This is a genomic window from Streptomyces sp. CA-106110 (assembly GCF_050936285.1).
Taxonomy (GTDB): domain Bacteria; phylum Actinomycetota; class Actinomycetes; order Streptomycetales; family Streptomycetaceae; genus Streptomyces.
In genome coordinates this window covers 720517-740047 of sequence record NZ_JBNJNB010000002.1, presented here as the reverse complement: position 1 = coordinate 740047, position 19531 = coordinate 720517, and the positions used below count along the sequence as shown (strand labels likewise).

Genomic DNA, 19531 nt, shown 5'->3' with positions numbered 1-19531 from the left:
GCCGCACTACCCGAACGAAGATCACCAACCGTCACGAGACGTTACCGAGAAGGGTCCACCGGCGGTACATTGCATGCCGTTTCAGCAGGTCACCGGGCCCAGAGGTAGTACAACCGCAACGCTCTTGAAAACCGGCGCTGCACGAGCGGTGGAACTTTCCCTACTTCCATCAACGCCGGAACCCGCTTCGAATGCGGTCAGCTCATCGAACGCCTGCACTCTCTCACGGCATGCACAACCTCAACCGATCCACAGGAATGAAAATTTCTCGGCGATCGCGCTTTCCCGCTCCTGATCCCGACACCGCCGCGCGGAACATCCGCGGGCTACGCCCGTTCTGGGTGACTTGCCACTCTTCAGGCGATATGCGATACGTGGAGAGGGCCCCTTCAATGCTCGCCGAGGAACCCCCTGCTGGCCGTCCTGCAAGAGGAGTGCCATGACAGGAGCGCAAGAGGCCGCCGGGCGCGTGATCACCGGACGTTACCGGCTTCTGCGCCGGCTCGGTACCGGTGGCATGGGACGGGTGTGGCTGGCGTACGACCAGGACCTGGCGTGTGAGGTCGCGCTCAAGGAGATCGTCCTGCCGCCGGACGTCCCGGAACACGAGGTGGGCGCCCGGATCGCGCGGGCCCGCGGCGAAGCGCAGCACGCCGCCCGGCTGCGCAACCACCCCCATGTCGTCACCGTGTACGACATCGTGGAGGCCGACGGCCTGCCGTGGATCGTCATGGAGTTCGTCCCCGGCGCCATGGACCTGGAGGCGGTGGTGCGCGAGCAGGGGCCGCTGCCGCCCGCCGACGTCGCCCGGATCGGGCTGGCGGTCCTCGACGCCCTGCTGGAGGGCCACCGGCTCGGCATCCTGCACCGGGACGTCAAACCCGCCAACATCCTGCTGACCCAACCTGGCCCGCAGCCCTCCTGCACCACGGAGGGCGGCGGCCAAGTGCTGCTGACCGACTACGGCATCTCGCTGGAGCCGAGCTCCGGAGAAACCCGCCTGACCGCCACCCTGGAGATCCTCGGCACCCCGCGCTTCATGGCCCCCGAACGGGCCCGCAGCGCGGCACCCACCCCAGCCGCCGACCTGTTCTCACTCGGCGCCACCCTGTATTTCACGGTCGAGGGGATCGGCCCCTTCGACCGTGACAGCGCCCTCACCACGCTCAGCGCCCTGCTGTTCGAGCCGTGCACCCCGCTTCGCCGGGCCGGGGAACTGACCCCGGTCCTCCTCGGGCTGCTGGCCAAAGACCCCGAGGACAGGATGGACGGCGACGAGGCCACCCAGCAGCTCACACCCATCGCCGCCCAGCCCCACCCTCCTCCTGGGCAGCAACCAGCTCTCCCCCCGGTCATATCCCCGCCCGAGCCCCCCGCCTCGAAGCGGCCGCGCCCCCAGGAATCGGCCCCGCCGACCGAGCTCCTACCGCGGGCCAAGCCGGAGGAACCGACCGGCCCGCCCCTGGAACCGCTGCCGCGCAAAGGGGACGAGGCCCGGCCGCGGCCCCGCCCGCCGCGGCTCAGAAACCGACGGGCCAGGCTCATTGCGGGGGTGGCGCTGGCGGCGCTTGCCGCGGCGGGCGGCGGCATCTACCTGGCACAGTCCCGTTCCTCGGGTCCCACCGTTCCGTCCGTGTCCTCGATCCAGGTCGGCAACCTTCCGGGCGGGGTGGCGGTGTCGCCGAACGGGCGCCGGGCCTACGCGACCAACTACTTCGGCCCGGCTTCGGTGTCGGTGATCGACACCGCCACCAACCGCACCGTGGGCAACCCCATTCCCGTCGGCGACAAGCCGCAGGGGGTGGCGCTGTCCCCGGACGGACGCCGGGCCTACACGGTCAACTACGGCTCGGCTTCGGTATCGGTGATCAACACCGCCACCGACCGCACCGTGGGCAACCCCATCGGTGTCGGCAAGGACCCAGTCGGGGTGGCGGTGTCCCCGGACGGACGCTGGGTCTACGCGGCCAACTCCGGCTCGGATTCGGTGTCGGTGATCGACACCGCCACCAACCGCACCATGGGCAACCCCATCGGTGTCGGCAAGAAGCCGTACGGGGTGGCGGTCTCCCCGGACGGACGCCGGGCCTACGTGGCCAATGCCGGCTCGGATTCGGTGTCGGTGATCGACACCGCCACCAACCGCACCATGGGCAACCCCATCGGTGTCGGCAAGAAGCCAGTCGGGGTGGCGGTCTCTCCGGACGGACGCCGGACCTACACGGCCAACTCCGGCTCGGATTCGGTGTCGGTGATCGACACCGCCACCAACCGCACCGTGGGCAACCCCATCGGTGTCGGCAAGATGCCAGTCGGGGTGGCGGTCTCCCCGGACGGACGCCGGGCCTACGTGGCCAATGCCGGCTCGGATTCGGTGTCGGTGATCGACACCGCCACCAACCGCACCGTGGGCAACCCCATCGATGTCGACAGGTACCCGGTGTGGGTGGTGGTCTCCCCGGACGGACGCCGGGCCTACACGGCCAACTCCGGCTCGGCCTCGGTGTCGGTGATCAAGTTCTAGCGTCTCTGATTGGCTTAGCGAGCCTGAGCGTTGCTCAGCCTTGGGAGTCAATCGCCTTCGTGCCCTGGTACTGAACGACAGGAGCCGCCAGCCCGGGTGGCACGTCCCTGCGGACGCTGGTCGACCGGGCCGCAAGATCCCGACCGAGGAGGGTGCCCGACGTCGCCTGGGCGCCGAGCGTGCGCGTAGCACTCTGCCACAGGTTCACTACGCTTCGCTCATCCAACTGGTGAGCCTCCCCTTTTCGCTTGGGGCGGCGGAGTCGAGTTGGTCGCGGTGGGCCGGTGGTTTTCGGCTGTTGGTCGCCGGGGGAGGGATGGCTGCGGCCCGACGCTGGGGTCGGGTTCTCCAGGGATCCTCGGGTCGTAGGCGGGCAGGGACGAGGTGTTTCCCTTGTGGATCTTCCTCGTCTCTGTCTGTGGGACCGTCGCGTGGGAGGGGTCCAGTTGTCATCGATCACGTGGGTGGGCTGTCCGGAGTGTCGCCACTACATGCGGCAGGGGCACACGATCGCGGGACGGCCCGCAAAGACCGCCCCACTACCGCACCCGCCCCACCTCCAGGCCGTTGACAGCGGTCCGACTGCGGCACCAAGCTGTAGTACTAATCTGACAAATCAGGAGTAATCCATCACCCCAAGCCAAGGGGGATCATCATGGTGACAGGCGTCCGGAAGCGCATCCGACACCTCGTCGGTGCGTTTTGCGTTGCTGCGCTGCTCGCCGGAGCGGTGGGCGTGACGAGTGCTGAAGCAATGCCTCAGACAACGAAGGCCACGGCGGAATCGCTGAGCGCGGACTGCGCGGGCCCCCAGAACCCGCCGGGCTGTTAGAAGCCGTCGGTGGCCGGTTGTGAGCGGGTCGTGACCGACACTCCGGTCGTCGAGCATGGCAATACCGTGAAAGGAAGGGTCTGCGGCTGTTTGTCAAGCGGCTTGGGCCGTTGGAGGGTTCACCGTGAAGGTGGGTGTGCGGGACTGCGAGCCGGGGTGGGACGGGGAGCGTCTCTGATTGGCAGCGAGCCTGAGCGTTACTCAGCCTTGGGAGCCAATCGCCTTCGTGCCCTGGTACTGAACGACAGGAGCCGCCAGCCCGCGTGGCACGTCCCTCCGGACGCTGGTCGACCGGGCCGCAAGACCCGACCGAGGAGGGTGCCCGACGTCGCCTGGGCGCCGGGCTTGCGCATAGCACTCTGCCACAGGTTCACTACGGTTCGCTAATCCAACTGGTGAGCCTGTAGGTCCCTGGACCTTGACCAGCAGGTTCTTGCGGGCCCAGGTGCTCATGTGCAAGGCAAAGGTGTTCTCGGTGGCGGTCGGCAGCGCGGTCGCGATGTCGCGGGGGCGCCAGTCGCGGGCGGGGTCGGTCTGCATGATGGCGAGGACGTCCTCGCGGCGGACGGCGCGTCTGGGGGGGACTGGCGGCCCGTCGGGAAGCTTGAAGGTTCCCCGCCCGGTCTTCTGCGGTCCAGTCGCAGGAGGGCGTCAAGACGACCCTGATCGCCAGCACCGTCGAGAGCGATGAGGAGTGGGGCGTGGGTCGCCACTGGCTGCTCTCGACAGGACAGCAGGCCCCCGCGCAGATCACGTATCCCTTCCTTGTGACGAGCGCCGCCAAGGCCCTGGTCAACGGCACTTGGTACACGTACGACCTCCGACTACAGGGTCATGCACATATGGACCCGTGGGAGAGGCCAGCTGTGCGCAGGTTCGAATCCTGCCGGGGGCACCTCGAAGAAGGTGCCAAAAGACCCCGCCACCAGCGAAAACGCTGAGTGCGGGGTCTTCTTGTTTGTGCAGCCGTATGCAGCGCTGAGCGGCCCTAGGACGGGGTCTGTGGACTATTTGTGGACAGGATCTTGGAGCGTTTGCCCAGGTCAGCCCATCTAACTGACGAAGGGGGCTGCGCATGCGCATCGCCACGTCAGGCCGAGTTGCTCTCCGCGAGGAGCTGCCTTGGACGCGGTCACAGCCCGGCGTGCCAGTCCCGCTCCAGATCGCCTGTGTCGAATACGCTGCGAAGACGTCCGACCTGACGGCCTCGATAACGCGGAATGCCGCCCGGTGGCGGCTCTTCACGTAGGCCCGGACGGCGCAGCTGCCGGATGCGGAAGGGGTGTGGCATGAGTTCCCCGGGCGTGCACCTACAGGAGATCACCGACGACGACCGGGATGCCGTCCGTGCCCTCCGCGTCCGACGTAACCAGAAGCAATTCGTCGCCTCCGTGTCCCAGTCACTCAAGGAGGCGGCGAAGAAACCGGAGGCCAATCCCTGGTACCGCGCCGTGTACCGCGGCGATGAGCCAGTCGGCTTCGTGATGCTGTCGTGGAAACCGCCGGCCGGTCCTTACAAAGGGCGACACTTCCTCTGGCGCCTCCTCGTCGACAAGCGGTACCAGGGGCGAGGAATCGGCCAAGAGGCGCTCATGCAGGTCGCCACTCTGGTTCGCGCGGACGGCGCCACCGAGCTGCCGACCAGCTACGAGCCCGGCGACGGCGAACCGTGGCCCTTCTATCAGAAGTTCGGGTTCGAGCCCACCGGGGAGATCGACGACGGCGAGATCGTTCTGCGACTCACCTTCCCCGCTCGGTGAGCTGTTTTACGGAAGCGCGGACGGTTTGACCTCAGAAGCTGCGGCGACGTCCGGCGTCCGGTCCGCGGACTGCGCCAGAACCCCCACCGCCGCCGGCATGCGCGGGTCGACGGGGAGCCGGTCGCGGCCCCCTGGGTCACAGACCCAGGGCGATGGCCACGCGGGTCAGTTCGGCGGTGTTGGTGATGTTGAGCTTGGCCCGGATACGGCGCAGGTAGGCGTCCACAGTGTGGGTGGAGAGGCCCATGTGGCGGGCGGTCTGGAGGTAGGTACGGCCAGCGGCGATGTGCCGGAGCGTCTCACGCTCACGCGGAGCCAGCGCGGGGGCGGGGGCTTCGATGTGCGGAATGGCGAGGGTGGCGCTCATGGTGCTGTCCTCCGGTGAGGGATCTGACCGTTTAGGGCGATTTGCCCTTGTTTCTCCAGATTGCTCGCCGGACGTCATGGCCGTGTCCGCCGACTGTCACAGGCGCGTCACAGGGAAAGGCGGAACGGAACCCGACGCGGTAGGTGCTACTGGCAACCACAGGCCGAGGGCGTGCGGCTGGTACACGACGAAGCCCCCGGCCATACGGACCGGGGGCTAATGGCTCTGTGCCTCATCACTCGTATTCGCACAGCAGCTCTTCGATCTTGCGGTTGGCGATTTCCTGCCGCCCATCAATGCATCGGGGGCGGTGTGATCATCGTGATCAACAACACCAACGGGAACAACAGTGGTAACGGCAGCGCGAACGGGAATGCCAATACCGGCAACGGCAACGGCGGCGGTAACGGCAACAACACGGCTTGAGGCCCCCTTCGGGGGCCTGACGGAGCCGGGGAGGGTCGGTGCCGGGGCGTGCTGCGGGGCCCGTCGGGTGGCCGGATGAGGGTGTGGCCGGCCGGCGCAGTCGAGTGACCGTGCCGGCCGGCCACACCCATGTGTGCGGTTCGGTGCCCACCGTGTGGCGGGCCGGTGGTGGGGCCGCAGGGCGTGACGGGGGCTGTTTGTGGCGGCGGTGTCGGTGGTTGTGCCGCCATCCGGGGGAGCCGGGCGCATCCGGCGGCGCGCAGTGCGGAGGTCTTCTTGTGCGGGCCTTGCTTCCATGCGGTCGCTTCTGGAGGGGCCGGCTTCCCGACGCTGCGGGGAAAGCCGGCCGCGGACCACGGACACGATCCGTGCGCGCCGGACGCGGAGCGAACGCGGTGGGACCAGAACGCCCAACACTGTTCGGGGCGTTCGGCTGAGCATGAGTCCTGGCAACGGGACTCCCGCTCGGTCTCTGGGAACGGTGGTGTGGGCGGGTCATCCGTGGCGGCGCAGGTCGTGGAAGAAGTCCTCGATCACGTTGAGTTGTCCGGAGCGGGCGGTCTGGTCGTAGACGTATTTGCCGACGGCGAGGTCGAGTACGCCGAGGCCGAACGGGGAGAAGACCACGGGTCGGCCGGTGGGGGGCGTCACTCGTTTGCTCATGACGTCGGCGAGTGTGCCGTGCAGGAAGCCGCGGTTGCCGGTGAGCTGTTCGGCCAGGTGTGGGGAGGTGTCGGCGGTGAGGCAGTGTTCGACGTCGTCGACGATGTTGGTTGAGGCGAGGATGATCTCCGGGGCCAGGTCGCGCAGGGACACGTGCAGAACCAGTGGGTTGTGGTGGAACCAGGCCGGGTCGCTGACGTGTGGCTGGCGTGCGACGGTGGCGAACACGACGAGGTCGCTGGAGCGGATGAGGTCCTCGGGGCTGTGGTGTGTGGTGATCCGTGCGGCGGTGCCGGTCTGTTGGAGGTGGTCGCAGAATTCCGCTGCGCTGCGGTGGGACAGGTCGTGGGCGCCGGTCTCGTCGAAGGACCAGCCCACGGCGGTCAGGAAGGTGTGGATGTAGCGGGCGATCAGGCCCGTACCGACGAACCCGATGCGGGTGGGGCGTTGCCGGTTGCGGGTGAGGTGGTCGGCGGCCAGTGCTGCGGATGCGGCGGTTCTGGTGGCGCTGATGATGGAGCTTTCCAGGCAGGCGAAGGGGTAGCCGGTGTCGTGATCGTTGAGGATCAGGACCGCGGACGCCCTGGGGGTGCCGGCCTGGACGTTGTCGGGGAAGCTGGAGATCCATTTGAGGCCGTCCACCTGTGCCGCTCCGCCGATCGAGGCGGGCAGCGCGATGATCCGGGAGGTGGGTCGGTCGGTGAAGCGCAGGAAGGAGGAGGGGGGGTTGACCGACTGCCCTGCGGCGTGCAGCCGGTAGGTGGCCTCGATGAGGTCCACGATCTGCGCTTGCCTGTCCTGCAGGGCGTGCTGGACCTGGGCGCCGGAGATCACTGCGAACGGGGGCGCGGTGTGCGGCTGGGACATGACGGGCTCCATGGCCGTGGAAGAGAGGGTGGTCTTGGGGGGGCTCATCTCGCCGCTTTCGTGCGGGATCGGGGGTGTGCCGGGATTCGGGCTTCACGGTGAGGACGGCCGGTGTCGGGTGCGGCATGGTGCTTTTCCTTGTGGTGCGGTTCAACGGGAGGTCGCTGGTTTGGTTGCGTGGAGCTCGCGTCGGTGGTCGACCAGGGCGGCGAGGTCGGTGAGGACCGGGTGTGCGATGACGTCTTTGAGGGCCACGGCGCGGTCCAGGACCACGGCGAGTTTCACCGCCGAGAGGGAGGTGCCGCCGCGGTCGAAGAAGTGGTCGCGGCGTTTGATGTGGTCCTGTGGCACGCCAAGGACGTGCCCCCAGGCGGCCGCCAGCCGCTGCTCGGTCGGTGTGGCCGGCGCCTCGTGATCGTCCCCGCTGGTGGCGAGTTGTGTGGCGAGCGCCGTCAGTGTCTTCTTGTCGATCTTGCTGTTGGCGGTCAGCGGCAGGCTCGCGCGCCAGTGGAAGGTGGCCGGGACCATGTAGGTGGGCAACGACGCACCCAGCAGGTCGTCGAGGGTTTTGGGGTCGACGGGCCCCGCGGCGCGGTAGAAGGCGACCAGGTGCTTGCTCTGATCGGAGCGTTCGGCCACCACCACCGCGCCGTCGCGGATACCGGGCAGGCGCAGCAGCGCGTTCTCGATCTCGCCGATCTCGATCCGGAACCCGCGGATCTTGACCTGGGCGTCGCGGCGGCCGAGGAACTCCAGTCTCCCCGAAGGATGCCAGCGCCCGTAGTCGCCGCCGAGATAGAGCCGGGTGCCGGCGTGTTGCGGATCGGCCAGGTAGGCCGCTCGCGTGCGTTCGGGATCGTTGATGTATCCACGGCCGACACAGACCCCGGAGAACGCGATCACGCCCGGGGCGCCCAGGGGCACGGGTGCGAGGTGTTCGTCGACGACGTAGACGTGCACGTTGTTGACCGGGCGGCCGAGCAGGATGCGTTGCGGCGCTCGGTGCATGACGTCGTGAGTGGTGTCGTCCGAGGTCTCGGTGAGCCCGTAGGCGTTGACCAGCGCGATGTGGGGCTGGGCGGTGAACCAGCGCTCGGCGGTCTCCTTCTTCAGTGCCTCCCCGGTGACCGAGAGGTATCGCAGGTCGGGCAGCGCCCGGGGGCGCTGTTCGAGCTCGGTCAGGACGGCTTCGAGGTAGGAGGGCACGAGCTGCACGACGGTGGCCCTGTTGTCGGTGACGGTGTCGAGGAATCGGGGGATGTCGAGGATGGCGTCCTGTTCGACCAGCAGGGTTCGCCCACCGGTCAGCAGGGCGCACAGCAACTGCCACAGGGAGATGTCGAAGCACTGCGGGGCGGTCTGGACGACCACCTGCCCTTCGCCGATGTGGAGGTCGTCGATCTTGGCGTAGAGGTGGTTGAGTAGGCCGGCGTGTTCGCACATGGCGCCTTTGGGCTCACCGGTCGAGCCGGAGGTGAAGTAGATGTATGCCAGTTGGTCGGGCGTGACGTGGATGCCGAGATCGTCGTCTGCGTGGGTTTCTTCGCAGGCCGCCTCGACGAAGAGCCTCTCGACGCCGGGCCGGGACTTCAGTGCCTGGTCGAGGGTGGTGGTGCTGCCGGGTTCGGTCAGCACCAGGGTGCAGTCGGCGCGGGAGAGGACGGCAGCGATGCGTTCGGCCGGGAAGTGCGGCTCGATGGGGAGGTAGGCGCCTCCGGATTTGAAGACCGCGAGGACGGCGGCGAGCCAGTCCACGTTGCGTTCGGTCACCACCGCGACGACATCCTCGGCCGCGAGTCCGCGTCCTGCGAGGGCGCGGGCCAGCCGGTTTGCCCGGGCGTTGAGCTCCGCATAGGTCCACTGCCCATCGGCGTGCACGGCGGCGATGGCATCCGGGTGCATCCGCACCCGGTCCTCGAACAGTTCATGCACCCTCGCGTCCGGCAGCCTTCTTTTCGGTCCGGCCCCTCGGTCGAGCTGGAAGCGCAGTTCCTCATCGGACAGCAGGCTCTGGCGCGCGTGTTCTGCATCGGGGTCGGCGGTGATCAGCGCAAGTGCCCTCACGTGATAGCCGGCGATGCGGGCGGCGGCGTCGGCGTCGAGTCGGTCGGTGCGGTAGCGCAAGCGCAGCACGAGTCGGCCGTCGTGGGGCCGGACGCCCACCCGCAGCGTCGTGTCCCCGGTGAGGTCCCCGTCGATCGTGGTGGGATCGAGAACGGTCTCGAACAACGGCCCGATCAGGCCCAGTTCGCGCTTGAGGTGGTCGATGTCCGAGGCCGGAACATCCTGGTGCGTCAGCAGTTCAGCCATCGCCTGGTGGGTGGTGTGCAGCAGTTGTCTCCATGAGGCGGGTGCGGTGGTGAGCCGGCAGGGCAGCAGGTTGCCGCCGCGGGTGACGTAGCCGGTGGTGATCTGCTGCTCGGCGGACAGCGCCGCGAGCACCTTGGCGTGCGCCGCCAGCACAAGAGAGTCAAGCGGTATCGCCAGTTCGCCGGCCAGCCGGCACAGGGCGGTGGCGATGCCTTCGGGGACGTGTGTCTCGTACCGGCCCACGCCGGGCACCGGGTGGAGGGTCCAGCGTGGGACGGGGGTGAATCCGCCGGCTGCCAGTACCTCGCGCCAATACTCCAGGCCGTTTCGGGTGGGGTTCGGGTGCGTTGCCATCGGTTCGTTTCCTCTGCTTGTGGCCGGTGTCGCGGTGTCAGGTGCCATGGGCCCGGGCGGCGGCGTCGGCTTGCGGGCCCTCCTCGAGGGGGATCTCGCCGCCCGGCATGTCGTGGGCCGGGTTGCCCGCCCACTGGGCGTGCGGGGGGATTTCCTCGCCCTTCATGAGGAAGGAGTCGGGGGCAAGCACGGCGCCGTCGCCGATCGTCACGCCGTAGTGGACGAAGGCGCCGACCCCGAGGGTGCAACCGCTGCCGAGGGCGCTGCGGTCGGACTTGAAGGCGCCGTCCTCCTGTGAGTGGCACTGGATCACGGTCCCGGCGTTCAGCGTGCTGTCGTCGCCGATGGTGACGAGGGTGCGCTCCGGGAGGAAGCAGCCGTCGTCGAAGACCCGTTTGCCGATCCGGGCCCCCAAAAGCCGCCAGATGACGTTCTTGAAGGGGGTGCCGTTGAAGACCTGGATGTAGTCGACCGACGCCATCTTCCAAAAGCGTTCGTGGTGCCAGAAGCAGGGTTCATAGATCGAGCAGTACAGCGGCTGCTGCGTTTTAAAGCCGGTGGAGGCCCGTTCGATCAGCGCGAAGTGGACGACGGTGAACGTGAAGGTGAGGACGGTGGCCAGGGCGATCGCCGGTGCACCGAGCAAGGGATAGAGGCGGGCCGCGCCCATGGTGACAAGGGTGATCACGAAGAGGTGGCTCCACCTCGCCAACAGGTACAGGCCGGCGGTTGCGGCATTGTGCCTGTTCTTGGCGGCCAGGCGGCGGCGCAGCTCGTCGCCGCTCTGCAGAGGGTTGAACCTGTTGTCCCGCAGCACGGTGCGTGGTATCTCGAAGCTGGGTGAGCCCAGCAGGCCCACGCCTTCACGCACCGGACCATCGGTGGGGACCATGACTTTCGTGGCGAGCAGGCAGTTGTCGCCGGTCTTGCCCTGTGAGGGGTAGGCGACGCGGTTCCCGAGGAAGTTCCGGGGCCCGATCGACGCGCGGGACACACGGAAGGACGTGCTGGAGAAGTCGGCGTTCATGAGGGACAGACCGTCGGCGATCATGGTGCCGGTGCCGACGGAGCTCAGGTACGGGTTGTCGTGCTGTACCTCGGTGCCGAAGTTCGACCCGGTCTGCTCGATGCGGGACAGGTCGTATCCGAGGTAGCGCAGGTAGTGGACGATGCCGGAGCTGTCGCCGAAGAGCGTGGTGAAGAACTTCCTGTTGGTCATCAGCGCGATCACCCGCTGGATGCCGTAGTGGAAGCCGTACAACGGATAGAGCCTGCCGGGCTTGATGGCCCTGTTGAGGACACGCGGCACGGTGCCCAGGACCAGGAGACCGGCGAGTGTCGAGCCGCAGAGCATCGTCAAGGAGATGATCAGGGCATCGACGAAGAACGCCGGGCCGGCCACCGGCCGGGGGTCCACCAGCGGGTGAAGCAGCGGGACGCCGGCCGGCAGGGCGCTCACGCCGCCCATCGCCAGCGGCAGCCACACCACCAGCAGACCCAGCAGTTGCAGGACACCGTACGCGGCCCTCTTGCGGGTGGGGCAGTCGGCCGGGCCGACCCCCCCGTAGTCCACGTCGGTCGGCTGCGCCGGCGAGCCGTGCCAGCGTTCGCCGGCGGGCACCGCCTGCCCGCCGTGCAGGGAGGAGGCATGGCCCAGTTGGGCGCCGTCGCCCATCTTTGTTTCGATGTCGAGGACCGTGTGCTCGCCGACGAGCACCTTGCTGCCGAGCGTGACCCGGCCGGTCTGGATCAGCCCGCCGTGGGCGCGGTAGCAGGACAGCAGCACGTCCTTGCGGATGACCGTACCGTCACCGACGGTGAGCAGGTCGGCGCAGACCGGGATCGTGCGGGTAAGGATCGTGACGCCTTGGCCGATCCGCGCGCCGAGCGCCCTGAGACAGAGCACGTACAGCGGTGAACCGACGAACAGCCGCAGGGGACTTGTGCGGATCAGGGTCTTGACGACCCAGAAACGCAGATACTTCCCCCCCCACAGGGGGAACTCGCCTGCTCGCCAGCGGCCGATGAGCGTCCATTTCGCCACGACCGGGAAGGCGCACAGCCCCAGGAAACCCCCGCCGGCGCACAGAACCGACCGCAGGTAGAGGTCGAACAGACCCGAGCCCGCGCGGATCCATGCGTAGCCTGCGACCGCGGCGAAGGCGGCAAGCAGGCAATAGCCCAGGAAGAACACGGCCTGCAGCACTCCGCAGACCACGTACCGCCCTGCACCGGCCGGAGCCCTTGCACCGGCCGGTGCCCGCGCCGGTGCCGACGCCCCCACGAGCGCAGACGGGGACGGGACGGGAGCAGGCGCTGCGCCGCAGAGCGCAACGGCCAGGCTCCGGACGGTCGGGTACCGGTAGATGTCCTTCATCGACACCGCCGGCAGATCCCCCCGCTTCCTCACCCGCGCACAAAACCGCGCCATCACCAGGGAATCCGCGCCCAGGTCGTTGAAGAAGTGACTGCGGGGCGGCACCTGCTCCACACCCACGACGCCGGCCAGCACCTCAGCCAGAAGCCTCTCGGCGCCGGCCGCCGAACCGGCCGCCGCCCCATCGTCCTGGAAGGCCGAGATGTCAGCCGGATCGGCCGCAATGGCATCCGCCGTTTCGTCTAGCACGAGAACTCCTCGACGATATTTCGGTCAGAGCGCACGGATTCGTGACGCCCGCCTCTTCAGTAGGCCCGTCCGAAGAGTTCCTGTCCTGTTCCGGAATTTCGGGACTTGACATCGAAATCCGGCATTGATAACGAGCCACTTCATGCCCGCCGCACCGCGGCCCCCTGATCCCCGCGCACGCCGCGCCGCCCACGACCGCGTTGCACGGCACCCGATCAATCCGCAGGCGAAGCACCCGGCAATCGCACCGCACGCCACCGTCCCGCACGGCGCCTCACGGACGGGGACCGCGGGGCAGGACACAGGGCGCCCAACCGATGGGGACCGGGCCCGGAAAGCGGCCGTCGATCCCGGTGCCGCAACAACCGGACCCCGCCGCGCCGCATATGCGCGCACAGGGCGCGTGTCAAGCCCCGAATTTCGGTGGCATGACACAGCTGCTCCGATCCGGGCGTACTGGAGACATTCCGGCGAGCCGCCGCTCGCCGCCGAATTTCTCCCTGTACGGCACAGAGACGGATCGACCACAGGGAGCCCCCTGCAGCCGCGAGGAAACGACATGCCTGTCATATCCACCCCCCAGGCCTTCAACGAGGACGACCTCTACGTCGACCTCGAGGGAATCTTCGAGCACCCGTTGTTCCTCAAGTGCGAGGGATTCAATTTCGCCGGCTCGATCAAACTCAAAGCCGCCACCGAAATGGTCGAGACCGCCGAACGCGACGGACTGCTGACACCCGACTCGGTTCTGGTCGAGTCATCCTCGGGCAACCTGGGCGTGGCCCTGAGCGTGATCGCGGCCAACAAGGGATACCGGTTTGTGTGCGTGACCGACTCCCGCTGCAACCTGGCGACCAGGATGACGATGGAGGCCCTGGGCAGCCAGGTCCACGTCATCACCGAACCCGACCCCGTCGGCGGGCTCCTCGGCGCGCGCATCGACCACGTCCAGGCGCTGTGCGCCTTTGACGAGCGCTATGTGTGGCTCAACCAGTACGCCAACCCCGGCAACAGCACGGCCCACTACCAACGGACCGCCCCGGCCATCGCCCGGCAGTTCCCGGACCTGGACGTGCTGTTCGTCGGGGCCGGCACCACCGGGACCCTGATGGGCTGCGCGCGCTACTTCCGCACCTGGCACCGGCCGGTACGCGTCGTGGCCGTCGACACCGTCGGCTCGGTGACCTTCGGAGGCGTCCCCGGCCGCCGGATGATTCCCGGGCTGGGCACCAGCATGCGCCCCCCGCTGCTGGACGAGTCCTATGTCGATGATGTGGTGCGCGTCGAAGAGGCCGACACCATCCGGGCCTGTCACCGGCTGGCCAGGCGTGGATTCCTGTTCGGGGGTTCCACCGGGACGGTGGTCAGCGGCGCGATGGCCTGGCTGGCTCGACAGGAGGGACGGGAACTGACCGCCGCGGCCATCGCCCCGGATCTGGGTGAGCGGTATCTGGAGACCGTCTACCGGACCACCTGGGTGCAGGACGTGTGCGGCGACGACGTCTTCAGCCCGCGGTCGCTGACCACGGCACCTCAGCCGGCCTGACCTCGGCCGAGGGCGGCCGCGATCCTCCTGCTCACCGGGTTCCTCCGAGGATGCCCCGGCCTTCAGGCCGGGGAGGAATCGGACTCCTGCGGAGCAGGACAGGAAATAGGGGTTTCGCCTCCAGGGCGAAGGACCGTCCACCCGCGACGAGGTGAGCGAGCCCGTGGCGATCAAGAGGTCTCAACTGTCAGTCCTCCCATATAGGTTCGGATGCATGACGACAGACGCGACCACGGAGGGGGCCGGGCATGCCCGGTACTCCTTCCGTGTGCGCCTGTCGGCTACCGCGCGGCGCGCACTTGAAGCGGAGTGGGACCGCTGCCGGTGGCTCTGGAATGAATGCGTCGCCAAGTCCAAGCAGGTCCACCAGCGAGCCAAGGAGTCCGGCGAGAAGCTGACGTGTGGTCCGGCGCAGTTGGACAGGATGCTGACCGAGGCCCGCGGGGTGATGCCGTGGCTGGCCGAGGGTGCCTCGGTGCCGCAGCAGCAGGTGATTGGGGACTTCGCCAAGTCGCGGGCGAAGGCGTTGAAGGACGTCAAGGACGGGCTTGCGCAGCACCGCCGGGCCGGGATGCCCGGCTGGAAGAAGAAGCGGGAGGCCAGGCCGAGCCTGAACTACACCCGGCGCGGTTTCCGTCTGAAGGACGGTCGTCTGCACCTTGCGGGCCAGATCGTGCTGAGCGTGGTGTGGTCGCGGGCTCTTCCGGCCGAGCCGTCGAGTGTGCGCGTGTACCAGGACACGCTCGGGCACTGGTATGTGTCCTTCGTCGCCCCCGCGCAGAGCGAACCGCTTGCCCTCACGGGGCGGGTGCTCGGGGTGGACTGGGGTGTGAAGGAGACCGCCACCACCACGGATGACGCCTACGACCTTCCGCATGCCGAGCACGGCAAGCGGGCCGCGCAGGGGCTCGCCCGCTACCAGCGGATGATGGCCCGGTGCCGGCGTCCGAAGGGCCGGCCCGCATCCAAGGGCTACCGGAAGGTGCAGGCACAGGCCGCGAAGCTGCACAGGAAGGTCGCGCGGCAGCGGAGGACACCGGCCGCAAGTGGGCCAAGTCCGTGATGCGTGATCATGACGGGGTGGCGGTGGAGGACTTCCGCCCGAAGTTCCTCGCGAAAACCACGATGGCCCGCACGGCGGCCGATGCCGCCATCGCCGCCACCAAACGCGCTCTGGTCGAGATGGGGCGCAAGCACGCACGGGACGTCCGTCTCGTGCACCCGGCGCACACCACGATGGACTGCGCAACGTGCGGAGCGAGAACCAAGCACGCACTACCTCTCTCGATGAGAACCTATGCCTGCACCGTGTGCGGAGCCGTCTCGCCCAGGGACAAGAACTCCGCCCGCGTGATGCTGGTCCGGGCAGGTTGGAACCCGGACGGTGCCGAGGGCGTAAGACCTCCTGGTCCGCTGGACCAAGAGGCGGCCTGAGCCGTGAATCCCCACGCAGCCCTGGAGGGTGGAGAATCCCCTCCCTTCAGGGAGGGGAGCCTTCAATGATTCTCCCGGAGCCGCGCGGGTGAGTTCGGCCCCGGCGTGGCCCGGTGCGCGCCGCCGTTTTACGCGCCGGCCCAAGGGTCGGGAGTGGTGAGGGTCTGTTCGGCCCAGACGGTCTTGCCGGTGGGGGTGTGGCGGGTGCCCCAGTGGTCGGCGAGTTGGGCGACGAGGAGGAGGCCGCGTCCGCCTTCGTCGTGGCTGCGGGCGCGGCGCATGTGGGGGGTGGTGCTGCTGGTGTCGGAGACTTCGCAGATGAGGGTGGTGTTGTGGTGGATCATGCGGAGCTGGATGGGGGGTTTGCCGTAGCGGATGGCGTTGGTGACGAGTTCGCTGACGACGAGTTCGGTGATGAAGGCGGCGCGGGTCAGTCCCCACGTGGTGAGCTGGTCGGTGGCGTGTTGGCGGGCGGGGGCGACGACGGCGGGGTCGGGTGGGAGGTCCCAGGAGGCGACGCGGTCGGCGCTGAGGGCGTGGGTGCGGGCGATGAGCAGGGCGATGTCGTCGTCGGGGCGGTGGGTGAGGGTGGCGGTGAGGACGCGGTCGCAGACGGTGTCGAGGGTGTGGGCGGGGCGGACGAGGGCGGCCAGCATCTTGTCGAGGGCTTCGTCGATGTCGTGGTCTCGGGGTTCGAGGAGGCCGTCGGTGTAGAGGGCGAGCAGGCTGCCTTCGGGTAGTTCGGTCTCGGTGGCCTCGAACGGCAGGCCGCCCAGGCCGAGCGGGGGGCCGGCGGGGGTGTCGAGGAGGTGGGCGGCGGCGTCGGGAGTGACGACGGCGGGCGGGGGGTGGCCGGCCCGGGCGTGGGTGCAGCAGCGGGTGACGGGGTCGTAGACGGCGTACAGGCACGTGACGCCGATGCCGGCGGCGCCTTCGGCGGCGCCTTCGGTGGTGGCCTCGTCGGCGGAGAGGTGGATGACGAGGTCGTCGAGGTGGGTGAGCAGTTCGTCGGGCGGCAGGTCGACGTCGGCCAGGGTGCGTACCGCGGTGCGCAGCCGGCCCATGGTGGCCGAGGCGCGGATGCCGTGGCCGACGACGTCGCCGACGACGAGGGCGACGCGTGCGCCGGACAGCGGGATCACGTCGAACCAGTCGCCGCTGACGCCGGCCAGGGTGTCGGCGGGCAGGTAGCGGGAGGCGATCTCGAGGGCGGCCTGGTCGGGCAGGGCCTGCGGGAGCAGGCTGCGCTGCAGGGTCATGGTGGTGGTGTGTTCGCGGGTGTAGTGCCGGGCGTTGTGGATGCCCAGGGCGGCCCGGGCGGTGAGCTCCTCGGCCAGCTGCAGGTCCTGGCGGGTGAAGGGGGCGGGGTTGTGGTGGCGGCCGAAGAGGGCGGCGCCCAGGGTGGTGCCTCGGGTGCGCAGCGGCACCACCATGAGCGAGTGGGTGCCCCACTCGCGGATCCAGGCCGCTTCCGGGTCCTCGCCGGTCCACCGGGCAAGGGCCGGACCGGTCATCTCGTAGAGCGCCCCGCGGCCCTTTGCCAGGCACTCGGCCACCGGGGACAGCGCCGGGTAGGTGCTGGAGTTGCCGACGGCGACCGGGGACTCGGGGCCTTTTTCCAGGACCGAGCGCACGGCGGCGCGGCGCAGGGTGACCGGCCCGGCCACAGCGCCTGCGCCCGCCTCCTCGCCGCGCGCAGGGAGCAGGTCGAGGGCGGCGAAGTCCGCGAGGCGGGGGACGGCGGCGTCGGTGAGTTCCTGCGCGGTACGGGCGATGTCCGGGCTGGTGCCTGCAGCGGCGCCGGCCTCGTCCGGCAGCAGCACCCGCTGTTCCCCCTCCGGGCGCTCCTCGTGCCCCTGGTACGCGGTCAGGCACACGCCCCGCAGCCGGCCCGCCCCGTCGCGCAGCGCGGTCAGCGACACCGGCCGGCCACTTTCCGGGCCGTCCGCGCATCCGGCACGGGCGGCGGGAAGGAAGGCCTCGCTCCACCGCGGCTCGCCGTCCTGAAGCACCCGGCGCATCCGCGCCTGGATCTCCTCGCTCACCGGGTGCGGCGCGATGTCTACCATCCGCAGCCCGCGCATCTCGGCCTCGGTGAGTGACAGAGCGCGCTCCATGCCGGTGTTCGCCGCGATGAGCCGCAGATCCGTGCCGAAGACGGCCAGGATGCAGGGGGACTGGGCGAACGCCCACTCCTTCAGCTCCCTTGGCCCGGCCGGCTCCTCCTGCTGTCCCCGCTCGCCCGGTGCGCCCGGTGTGCCGGGCGGGCGGCTTTCGGGGTGCGGCGGCGGGCTGGTCACGGCGCACAGAAGGCGCCACTCGGCGGCCGCACCGCCGGTGGGGGTGCGGCGGTAGGCGAGCAGGTGCTGTTCGAGGTGGCGGCCGTCCTGGTGGCGCAGCACCACGGTGCCGTTCCACTGGTCCTTGCCGGCCGCCTGGTGCCCGGCCGCCCGGCGGGCGGCCTCGCCGGTGTCGTCGGCGAGCAGCCGGGCGGCAGGGCGGCCGATGATCTGTGAGGGCTCGTAGCCGAGCAGGCGCCGGGCGCCCTCGCTCCACCCCGTCACGATGCCGTGTTCGTCGACGGTGGCCGTGACGGTGGCGGTGCCGGGCGGCTCGGGCGGCTCATCAGGAGGAGTGGGAAGGTGCTCCATCGGCGCTCATCTCGCCTCGCTCGTTCCTCGATGTCCCCGCTGTTCTTTTTGGGGGGAACCTCCGCGGCCAGGGCTCTACCGACAAGCATGATCCTGCGGGGCAGGGAGCACCAACGCAGTGCAGGAGCGGGCCCGGTGCCGCGCGCACGGGCGTGCCGGGCGGGCGCCGGGTGAGCTGCCCGGGCCGGGTGCCGCGGGTCGCTTCGTATGCCACCGACATGGGCGGATAACAAAAATTTCAGGAAATGTGCCACGGCGTGGAACCGGGCTGGGATCTGCCCGCGTGAAATACGGCAAATGTCCATATTGGGTCGTCCGTGTACTGCTCCGAGGATGCGAGCAGGGACGACCGGACCGATGCGCCGAAGGAAGCCGCCATGAGCCTCGCATCCGCGCTGTACGCCGAAGCTCCCGCCCCCGCCTTCGCATGCGAGCCGGCCGAGCTGGCCCCGCGCGAGCGGGAGACGCTGCAACACATCGCCGCCGGGCGCACCTACGTGCAGACGGCCCGGCACATGGGACTCTCGAAACACACCGTCGATGCGTATCTGCGCCGGATCCGGGCCAAGCTCGGCATCACCAGCACCGCCGAGCTCACGCGCCTGGCCATCTCCCTGGGCCTGTGACACCGCGTGTCGGACCGGGCGGCGCAGCGCTGTGCGCCCCGCTCGGCCGGCGGATTGTGTCTGGCGGCCGGCTGCAGCGGCCGCCCACTGACATGCGGACGTCTCACGACGTGGTGGTCCACAGCGGGTAGCCGGAGCGCACCTCCACCTTCCAGCCGCGCCCGAGGGAGACGGGCGTATGGGGCTCGCCGCAGTGCCCGGTGGCCATGGCGGACAGTGCGTGGGTGTACTCGGTGTCGGTCGGCTCGGCCGCGTTCTCGACCGTCGCGCACGGCTCGTCGGCGATGATCGAGGGGCTCATGCCGGTGGGCGGGTAGGTGTACCCGAACATCTGGCCCTCGACGTTGATGGTGTGGAAGGTCCACGGGCACCGCTGCATGCGCCCTCCTCCGGGACGGGGGCGGGGGCACCCCTCACAATTTCTATAATAGTGTGTTGTATCTGAGTGTGAACCCGCCCCTGACGCGTACATAGATGCAGGTCAGGTTGGGTGTGGGTAGCACGGGGCGCGTGGAGCGCCATCTCCGCCCGATGCGGCTGATTAC

10 protein-coding genes and 1 pseudogene are annotated in these 19531 nt (G+C 69.1%); 5 read left to right on the top strand and 6 right to left on the bottom strand.

Annotated features, from left to right (window positions below; genetic code table 11):
- Positions 1–439: 439 nt before the first annotated feature.
- Entirely contained in the window at positions 440–2524 is a 2085-nt protein-coding gene (locus ACQEXA_RS60975; RefSeq protein ID WP_432941652.1) for a serine/threonine-protein kinase, read from the top strand.
- A 2121-nt stretch (positions 2525–4645) separates the two neighbouring features.
- On the top strand, positions 4646–5116 hold the full coding sequence (locus ACQEXA_RS60970) for a GNAT family N-acetyltransferase (protein ID WP_433135271.1): 471 nt from the start codon (positions 4646–4648) through the stop codon (positions 5114–5116).
- A 136-nt stretch (positions 5117–5252) separates the two neighbouring features.
- Here ACQEXA_RS60970 and ACQEXA_RS60965 read toward each other — a convergent pair whose 3' ends face one another.
- The 4 genes from ACQEXA_RS60965 to ACQEXA_RS60950 form a co-directional block, all read right to left on the bottom strand.
- Entirely contained in the window at positions 5253–5483 is a 231-nt protein-coding gene (locus ACQEXA_RS60965) for a response regulator transcription factor (protein WP_141365842.1), read from the bottom strand.
- A gap of 921 nt (positions 5484–6404) precedes the next feature.
- Positions 6405–7439 (bottom strand): 2,3-diaminopropionate biosynthesis protein SbnB, encoded by a 1035-nt coding sequence (gene sbnB, locus ACQEXA_RS60960; RefSeq protein WP_433135270.1) that lies wholly within the window; start codon positions 7437–7439, stop codon positions 6405–6407.
- A 150-nt stretch (positions 7440–7589) separates the two neighbouring features.
- Positions 7590–10103, bottom strand: a complete 2514-nt coding sequence (locus tag ACQEXA_RS60955) for a non-ribosomal peptide synthetase (protein WP_433135269.1) — start codon at positions 10101–10103, stop codon at positions 7590–7592.
- A 37-nt stretch (positions 10104–10140) separates the two neighbouring features.
- Positions 10141–12729 (bottom strand): Pls/PosA family non-ribosomal peptide synthetase, encoded by a 2589-nt coding sequence (locus ACQEXA_RS60950; protein WP_433135268.1) that lies wholly within the window; start codon positions 12727–12729, stop codon positions 10141–10143.
- Positions 12730–13288: 559 nt separating this feature from the next.
- On the opposite strand from ACQEXA_RS60950, the gene sbnA reads away from it, so the two are divergent.
- Together sbnA and ACQEXA_RS60940 are read left to right on the top strand one after the other, a co-directional pair.
- A complete protein-coding gene (sbnA, locus tag ACQEXA_RS60945) occupies positions 13289–14275 on the top strand; it encodes a 2,3-diaminopropionate biosynthesis protein SbnA (protein ID WP_359408948.1) in 987 nt (328 codons plus the stop codon).
- 214 nt (positions 14276–14489) lie between these two features.
- Positions 14490–15709 (top strand): annotated as a pseudogene (locus ACQEXA_RS60940) (RNA-guided endonuclease InsQ/TnpB family protein).
- A 128-nt stretch (positions 15710–15837) separates the two neighbouring features.
- On the opposite strand, the gene ACQEXA_RS60935 reads toward ACQEXA_RS60940, so the two are convergent.
- On the bottom strand, positions 15838–18360 hold the full coding sequence (locus ACQEXA_RS60935; RefSeq protein ID WP_433135267.1) for a SpoIIE family protein phosphatase: 2523 nt from the start codon (positions 18358–18360) through the stop codon (positions 15838–15840).
- 377 nt (positions 18361–18737) lie between these two features.
- Between ACQEXA_RS60935 and ACQEXA_RS60930 the strand changes: the two genes are divergently transcribed.
- The gene (locus tag ACQEXA_RS60930; protein WP_433135266.1) at positions 18738–18986 is read left to right on the top strand and encodes a response regulator transcription factor; all 249 of its coding nucleotides are present in this window, start codon (positions 18738–18740) and stop codon (positions 18984–18986) included.
- A gap of 103 nt (positions 18987–19089) precedes the next feature.
- Here the strand turns inward: ACQEXA_RS60930 and ACQEXA_RS60925 are convergent, their stop codons facing one another.
- Positions 19090–19365: a hypothetical protein gene (locus tag ACQEXA_RS60925; RefSeq protein WP_432941628.1), complete on the bottom strand. Its 276-nt coding sequence runs from the start codon at positions 19363–19365 to the stop codon at positions 19090–19092.
- Between the last annotated feature and the right edge of the window lie 166 nt (positions 19366–19531).